Raw genomic sequence first — 6,166 nt, 5'->3', positions numbered from 1 at the left:
CCCCCCCCCCCCCCCCCCCCCCCCCCCCCCCCCCCCCCCCCCCCCCCCCCCCCCCCCCCCCCCCCCCCCGGGCCGGCCCGCGCGCCCACCACCATGTCATCAGACCGGCCGCCAGCACCACCGGCAGCATGGCCGCGTTCAGCGCTTGCCACCCGAAGGCGTCCAGCGCCGGTCCGGCCGCCAGGGTGGCCAGCGCGGTAGCGGCATAACGCAGCATCTCGGCCGCGCCTTGCGCGCGGGCGCGTTCCGACGGACGGTAGGACTGCGCCAGCAGCGTGGTGCCGCCGACGAACATGAAGTTCCATCCCACCCCCAGGCAGAACAACGCCGCATAGAACGCGGGCAGCGACGGCGACGTCATCGCGATCAGCGAGCACGCGACGTTCAGCACCATGCCGGCGCCCAGCACCCGCGGCAGGCCGAAGCGCTGGATCAGCGCGCCGGCGAAGAAAGCCGGCGCGTACATGCCGACCAGGTGCCATTGCATGATGTTGGCGCCGTCTCCGATGCCGTGGCTGCACGCCACGGCGGCCAGCGGCGCGGCGGTCATGATGAACATCATCGAAACCGACCCCACCACGTTGTTGGCAAGCGCGGCGACGAACACCGGCTGGCGGGCCACTTCGCGCAGCGGCCGCGCGGGCAGGCCGGCCTGGGTCTCGCCTGCGGCGGCAGGCGCTTCGGCGTCGCGATAGCCGACCCACAGCAACGCGGCCGACAGCAACGCCAGCAGGGCCACCATCAAATACGCGCCGGCGAAGGCTACCGGCGCGAAAAGGTCGCGACTCCAGGCGGCCAATGCCGGGCCGGCAATGGCGGCGATGACGCCGCCCGCCATCACCACCGAGATCGCGCGGCTCTTGGCGGCGGGCTCGACCGCGTCCGCCGCCGCCAGCCGGTAATACTGGGCAAAGGCCTGGAATACGCCGACGAGCGCGGTGCCGGCGCAGAACGCCCAGAAATCGGCATGAAACACGGCCCATACCGATAAACCGCCGCCCGCCGCGCCGGCCAGTGCGCCCAGTGTGAACCCCCTGCGCCGGCCGATGCGCTGCATCAGCAAGGAGGCAAACCAGGTGACCACTGCGCCGGCCACCGTGATCAGCGCGAATGGCAGGGTCGACAAGGCCTTGTTGGGCGCGAGCATGTGGCCGGTCAACGCGGTCAGCGTCAGGTCGATGGAAATGGCGGCGACGAACAGGCCCTGGCAGATGGCCAGGACGCGGGCGTTGCGGTGGCCGGTGGTGGGGGAGGCTGACGTGGGCATGGCGGAATCGGTGGGGAGTGATCGGTATGGGGGCGCCGCGGCAAGCGGGGCTGGCGGGTTTGACAGGCATCACTGTATCGACGCAAACTCTGGCGTAAATGACATAATTCCCTCAAAAATCGCCATGCCACACGACGTCATCTTCCTGCTGGTGCCGGACTTCCAATTGCTGGATATGTCTGGCCCCGCCGCGGTGTTCCAGACCGCCGGCAAGCAGGCGCGCACCGCCGCCGGTCCGGCCTATGCGGTTCACGTCGTGTCGGAGCGTGGCGGCCCGGTGCGGAGTTCTTGCGGGGTCGAAGTCCTGACTCGATCCTGGCGCGACGCGCCTTCAGGCACGCTGGTGGTGCCGGGCGGCGAGGGCGCGCGCGCGGCCGCCGTCACCCCGGCCATGCGCAGGTATCTGCACGCGCATCGCCAGGCCGGCCGGCGCCTGGCCAGCGTCTGCACGGGCGCATTCGTGCTGGCGGCCGCGGGCCTGCTCGACGGGCGGCGCGCCACCACTCACTGGCGTCATGCCGCCGAGCTCGCGCGCAACCATCCGGACGTGCGAGTCGACGCCGACCGGATCCACGTCTGCGATGGCGATACGTGGACCTCGGCCGGCATTACCGCCGGCATAGACCTCGCGCTGGCGATGGTCGAATCCGACCTGGGCGCGGAGGTGGCGGGCGCCACGGCGCGCGAGATGGTGGTCTACCACCGCCGCTCGGGCGGCCAGTCGCAGTTCTCGGCGCTGCAGGACCTGGCGCCCGACAGCGAACGCATCCGCGCCGTGCTGGAGCACATCCGCGGGAATCTTGGCGCGGCGCTGACTGTCGAGCATCTGGCCGACGTGGCCTGTGTCAGCCCGCGCCAGTTCCTGCGCAGCTTCAAGGCCGAGACCGGCGAAACGCCCGCCAAGGCGGTCGAACGCATTCGGGCGGAGGCGGCGCGCGCGCACCTCGAGGCGGGCGCCGACAGTATCGACAGCGTCGCGCGACGGGCAGGCTTTACCGACAGCGAACGGATGCGGCGGACCTTCCTGCGTGTCTACGGCCAGCCGCCGCAGGCGCTGCGGCGCATGGCCAGGCAAGGATAAAAAAAGCGAACCTTGTTCCTGTCGCTCATGACGCCGGCGCGCAAGGCGCGGCATCCTGCCGGGACAGCTTGTAAAACAAAGATGGGTATTGAGCTTTAACTTGTCAATCAAGTATGCTGTGCCTGCCTTGATCATCCGACAAGCGAACCTGCCCGGAGCCGCCCATGAAAACTTCCCCGGTCACCCACCAGGACCTGCGACGCTCGGTCATCGCGGTGCCGCCGCTGGCGCGCCGCGCGGACCTGTCGCTGAACGAGGCCGCGAACCGGGCGCTGCTGGCGCATCTGGAGGCCGGCGGCGTGCGCAGCGTCATGTACGGCGGCAACGCCAACTTCTACAACGTGGGGCTGGGCGAGTACGCGCGCATCGTGGATATGCTGGCCGCGCTGGCAGGCCCCGACACCTGGATCCTGCCGTCGGCGGGGCCGGACTACGGCAAGATGATGGACCAGGCCGCGGTGCTGCGCACTCGCGCTTTTCCCACGGCGATGCTGCTGCCCATGTCCTTCCCGTACACGGACGATGGCCTGGCGGATGGCGTGCGGCGCTTCACAGACGCGCTGGCCAAGCCGGCCGTGGTCTACATCAAGTCGGCCGGCTACCTGGCGCCGGCGACGGTCGCGCGGCTGATCGAGGAGGGCCGCATCGTGGCCTTGAAGTACGCGGTGGTGCGAGAGGATCCGCTGCGCGACGACTACCTGCGCGCGCTGCTGGGCGAGGTCGAGGCGCGCTGGATCGTCAGCGGCATCGGCGAGCGGCCGGCCATCGCGCATTACCGGCATTTCGGCCTGTCGAGCTTCACGTCCGGCTCGGTCTGCGTGGCGCCGCGGGGTTCCATGCGCCTGCTGCGGCTGCTGGCCGAGGGGCGCTACGACGAGGCCGACAGCGTGCGCCGGCGCTACCTGGGTCTGGAGGACTGCCGCGACGGCATCAGCCCCATCCGCGTGCTGCACGATGCGGTGACACTGGCCGGCGTGGCCGACATGGGGCCGATGCTGCCCTTGCTGACGGGGCTGTCCGCCGCCGAACGCGAACGCGTGGCGCCGGTGGCGCGCGCGCTGGCCGCGTGGGACCGGGAAACCATGGCGGCGTGAGCCTGTGCATCGTCCGTCGGGCTCGCATTTGACGGTACGATGTGCGCTGTCTTTACGCCCGATGCCGAAGGAGATTCCGTGGCCCGAAAACCGACCCCCTCGCCAAGCGCGCTGCAAGCGCCCGCGGACGCGGAAACCGCGCAGCCGCTGGAGCGTCGCCATCGCGTGCGGCTGGCGGACCAGCTCTACGGCCAGATCTTCGAACAGCTCGTCTCGGGCAATCTCAGCGTCGGCGACAAGCTGCCTTCCGAGAACGAAATCTCCGAACGCTACGGCGTTTCGCGGCCGGTGGTGCGCGAGGCGCTGCTGCGTCTGCGCGCCGACGGGCTGGTCACGGCGCATCAGGGGCTGGGCACCTTCGTCAGCCACCAGCCCGCGCCCAGGCTCAAGACCTTCAGCGACGTGGAGCACGTCAGCGCCTATCTGCGCGCGCAGGAGGTGCGGGTGGCGCTGGAAGGCGATGCCGCGCGCCTGGCGGCCCTGCGCCGCACCGACGAGCAGTTGCGCAAGATCGAGGAGGCGCACCAGGCCTTCGCCGAATCGCTGGCGCAGGGGCGCATGTCGGCCGAGGCCGATCTGGCGTTCCACGCCAGCATCGCCGAAGCCAGCGGCAATGACTTCTATCTGGGCGTGCTGGAGAGCATTCACGATTCCATCAGCGGCTTCATGCGCCTGACGCTCAGCCTCACGCGCACCGGCTCGCGCCAGCGCGCCCAGACCGTGCTGGACGAGCACGCCACCATACTCGCGGCCATCCGCGCGCAGGACGGCGAGCACGCGCGCGTGGCCATGCAGTTCCACCTGGGCCGGGCGCGGCACCGGCTGGTGGACCGCGAGCGCGACTGAGCGCGGCAACAGGATTTTCACCACCCAAGCGCGGCACAACAAGCGCAGAGGACCAAGAGCAGACAAATGAGCGATTCTTCCAAACCCAAGACCCGCAAGACTCCCGAGGAACTGCGCAGCCATCGCTGGTATGGCGTGAAGGACCTGCGCGCGTTCGGCCACCGTTCGCGCACGGCGCAGATGGGCTATCACCGCTCCGACTACGCGGGCAAGCCGGTGATCGCCATCATCAACACCTGGAGCGACATCAACCCCTGTCACAGCCACTTCAAGCAGCGCGTGGAAGAGGTCAAGCGCGGCATCTGGCAGGCCGGCGGCTTTCCGGTGGAAATGCCGGCCATGAGCCTGTCCGAGCCGTTCCAGAAACCCACCACCATGCTGTACCGCAACCTGCTGGCCATGGAAACCGAGGAGCTGCTGCGCTCCTATCCGGCCGACGGCTGCGTGCTGATGGGCGGCTGCGACAAGACCACGCCGGCCTTGCTGATGGGCGCGGTGTCGATGGACCTGCCCACGCTGTTCGTGCCGGCCGGCCCCATGCTGCGCGGCAACTGGAACGGCAACACGCTGGGCTCCGGGTCCGACACCTGGAAGTACTGGGCCGAGCTGCGCGCGGGCAATATCACCGAGGAAGACTGGCAGGGCGTGGAGGACGGCATCGCCCGTTCGCCCGGCCATTGCATGACCATGGGCACGGCCTCCACCATGACCGCCGCGGTCGAGGCGCTGGGCATGTGCCTGTCGGGCTACTCCTCGATTCCGGCGCCCGACTCGCGCCACGCGCAGATGGCGAGCCTGTCGGGCAAGCGCATCGTCGAAATGGTCTGGGAAGACCTCAAGCCTTCGGACCTGCTGACCGCCGCGTCCTATGACAACGCGGTGCGCACGGTGCTGGCCCTGTCCGGCTCGACCAACTCGGTGGTGCACCTGATCGCGATGGCGCGGCGCAGCGGCTTCGGCCTGGACCTGGACCGCTTCGACCATCTGGCGCGCACCACGCCGGTGCTGGCCAATCTGCGGCCCGCCGGCAAGTACCTGATGGAAGATTTCTATTACGCGGGCGGCCTGCGCGCGCTGCTGGTGCAGCTGGGCGACCTGCTGGACCTGTCGCAGCGCACCGTCGATGGCCGCACGCTGGGCGAGAACATCGCCGGCGCGCGCGTGTTCAACGACGACGTGATCCGCGCGCGCGGACAGGCGCTGGTCGAGCGCGACGGCCTGGCCGTGCTGCGCGGCAACCTGGCGCCGGACGGCGCGGTGATCAAGCCGCCGGCGATGGAGGCGCATCTGCAGGTGCATACCGGCCCGGCGGTGGTCTTCAAGGACTACAACGACATGGCCGCGCGCATCGACGATCCGGCGCTGGACGTCAGCGCCGACAGCGTCATCGTGCTGCAGAACGCCGGGCCGCAGGGCGCGCCGGGCATGCCGGAATGGGGGCAGCTGCCGATCCCGCAGAAGCTGCTCAAGCAGGGCGTGCGCGACATGGTGCGTATTTCGGATGCGCGCATGAGCGGCACCAGCTATGGCGCCTGTGTGCTGCACGTGGCGCCGGAAGCCTATGTGGGCGGTCCGCTGGCGCTGGTGCGCGACGGCGACATGGTGGCGCTGGACGTGCCGGGCCGCAGCCTGAACCTGCTTGTGCCGGACGCCGAGCTGGCGGCGCGCAAGGCGGCCTGGCAAGCGCCGCCGCCGCGCTTCGAGCGCGGCTATGGCGTGCTGTACCTCAAGCACATCGGTCAGGCCGATACGGGCTGCGATTTCGATTTTCTGCAGACCGAAGCGCGCGCTGAACCCACGGGCGAACCGGAGATTCATTGACCCGGGAGACGGGTCGCAACGTGCATGCCCCCAAAGCCGCGTCCGACGGCGCGGGCC

5 protein-coding genes are annotated in these 6,166 nt (G+C 69.8%); 4 read left to right on the top strand and 1 reads right to left on the bottom strand.

Going from position 1 to position 6,166, the window contains the following annotated elements; all coding sequences use genetic code 11:
• The coding region (locus tag ACEU5R_RS01845; protein WP_392408928.1) for an MFS transporter at positions 1–1,267 on the bottom strand (1,267 nt) is incomplete at its 3' end.
• Positions 1,268–1,391: 124 nt separating this feature from the next.
• On the opposite strand from ACEU5R_RS01845, the gene ACEU5R_RS01840 reads away from it, so the two are divergent.
• The 4 genes from ACEU5R_RS01840 (at position 1,392) to araD (ending at position 6,109) form a co-directional block, all read left to right on the top strand.
• Positions 1,392–2,348: a GlxA family transcriptional regulator gene (locus ACEU5R_RS01840; RefSeq protein WP_392408927.1), complete on the top strand. Its 957-nt coding sequence runs from the start codon at positions 1,392–1,394 to the stop codon at positions 2,346–2,348.
• 164 nt (positions 2,349–2,512) lie between these two features.
• Positions 2,513–3,442, top strand: a complete 930-nt coding sequence (locus ACEU5R_RS01835) for a dihydrodipicolinate synthase family protein (RefSeq protein WP_392408926.1) — start codon at positions 2,513–2,515, stop codon at positions 3,440–3,442.
• Between the two features lie 39 nt (positions 3,443–3,481).
• Positions 3,482–4,288, top strand: coding sequence for a FadR/GntR family transcriptional regulator (locus ACEU5R_RS01830; protein ID WP_103275172.1), 807 nt, complete (start codon positions 3,482–3,484; stop codon positions 4,286–4,288).
• Between the two features lie 66 nt (positions 4,289–4,354).
• Entirely contained in the window at positions 4,355–6,109 is a 1,755-nt protein-coding gene (gene araD, locus ACEU5R_RS01825) for an L-arabinonate dehydratase (RefSeq protein ID WP_103275171.1), read from the top strand.
• The last annotated feature ends 57 nt before the right edge of the window (positions 6,110–6,166 follow it).

The organism is Achromobacter sp. 413638, assembly GCF_043119405.1.
Taxonomy (GTDB): domain Bacteria; phylum Pseudomonadota; class Gammaproteobacteria; order Burkholderiales; family Burkholderiaceae_B; genus Achromobacter.
This window is presented reverse-complemented; position numbering and strand designations above follow the sequence as displayed.

Excerpts from the sequence above, each read along its gene's own strand:
- ACEU5R_RS01840 (WP_392408927.1), top strand. The coding sequence starts at position 1,392 with ATGCCACACGACGTCATCTTCCTGCTGGTGCCGGACTTCCAATTGCTG.
- ACEU5R_RS01835 (WP_392408926.1), top strand. The coding sequence starts at position 2,513 with ATGAAAACTTCCCCGGTCACCCACCAGGACCTGCGACGCTCGGTCATC.
- ACEU5R_RS01830 (WP_103275172.1), top strand. The coding sequence starts at position 3,482 with ATGTGCGCTGTCTTTACGCCCGATGCCGAAGGAGATTCCGTGGCCCGA.
- araD (WP_103275171.1), top strand. The coding sequence starts at position 4,355 with ATGAGCGATTCTTCCAAACCCAAGACCCGCAAGACTCCCGAGGAACTG.